This is a genomic window from Ruegeria sp. HKCCD8929 (assembly GCF_013031405.1).
Classification (GTDB): domain Bacteria; phylum Pseudomonadota; class Alphaproteobacteria; order Rhodobacterales; family Rhodobacteraceae; genus Ruegeria.
Genome location: NZ_WPZY01000145.1, coordinates 1 through 1,069, shown reverse-complemented (window position 1 = coordinate 1,069; position 1,069 = coordinate 1). Strand labels below are relative to the sequence as shown.

Annotated in this window: 1 protein-coding gene; it reads right to left on the bottom strand. The window is 56.0% G+C overall.

Going from position 1 to position 1,069, the window contains the following annotated elements:
- Positions 1-53: 53 nt before the first annotated feature.
- The gene (locus tag GOX53_RS29480; protein ID WP_171182430.1) at positions 54-1,013 is read right to left on the bottom strand and encodes an IS5 family transposase; all 960 of its coding nucleotides are present in this window, start codon (positions 1,011-1,013) and stop codon (positions 54-56) included.
- Between the last annotated feature and the right edge of the window lie 56 nt (positions 1,014-1,069).

Sequence of the window (1,069 nt, the reverse complement as noted above, 5' to 3'; positions counted from 1 at the left end):
AACTGTGTTGCATGGATCAAGGCTGAGTTGGATCTGCCCCTTACCCTATCACTTCAGACGACGCGTTCATACGCCGCACGACCGAGAGACGTCATGCGATTGAGCGCATTTGATGCAATCTTCGCTTCGGAGATTTGACGGTCTAGATCACGCGCCCGCAGGCGATCGCCGATAACCTGTTTCCATCTGCCGATCTGGGCTTCAATCTGTGATCGCTGGTTGTATCCCGTCTCACTTTGCCAGTTCATTCTGCCATGTTGAGCGATGGCATCGATGTGTCGATTGCGATGTGCATTCTCGCCGCGAACCGCGTTCTTCGGCGGAGGGATAATGATCTCTATCCCGGGCCCGAATTTGTCCTCCAGGCAGTCCACGACACCCTGACCGTCATACGCACCATCCGCCAGAAACCGGCTCACATCATCATCAATGTCAGTGAGCAACGCTGGCAGTGCTGATTCATCACCCACATGTTCAGTGGTCAGCTCTGCTGCAGCGATGTCGCCCGTTTCCGGATCAAGGGCGATGTGGAGTTTGCGCCATGTCTTGCGGGCTTTCCTAGTGCCGTGCTTTTCTTCATGCCAGTCGTTTCCGCCATGCACTTTCAGACCCGTGCTGTCCACAACGAGGGTGATTGGCTTACTTGCAGCTGGCCGGTTTGGGGTGATCTTCAGCCCTTTACCACGCCGCGACAAGGTCGAGAAATCCGGTACCACAAGGTTCATGCCCATCAGCCTGGCAATCGACCGCACGAAACCCTGAGTTTGCCTGAGTGGAAGTCGAGTCACGACCCGCAGAGTGAGGCAGATCTCGATTGCCAGATCGGAGTAGCGCGCCTGTCCACCGCGTGTCTTGCGGCGTGGCGATGCCCAGTTCTCCACTACATCATCAGAATCCCAGATCGTCACATCGCCCCGCTGCCGGAGACTTTCATTGTATTCCGAGCAGTTCGTGACCCGGTACTTAGCTTTGGGAAACTTGTCGCGACGGGCATCATTGAATTTGTGGGGCATCGACCGTCGCTCGCGTCGCAGAAAACGCTGAGAGTACTTTGAGCGTCCGATCCCTG

What these genes read in the sequence shown, in the direction of transcription:
- GOX53_RS29480 (WP_171182430.1), bottom strand. Translation starts at nt 1,013, where the DNA reads ATGCCCCACAAATTCAATGATGCCCGTCGCGACAAGTTTCCCAAAGCT.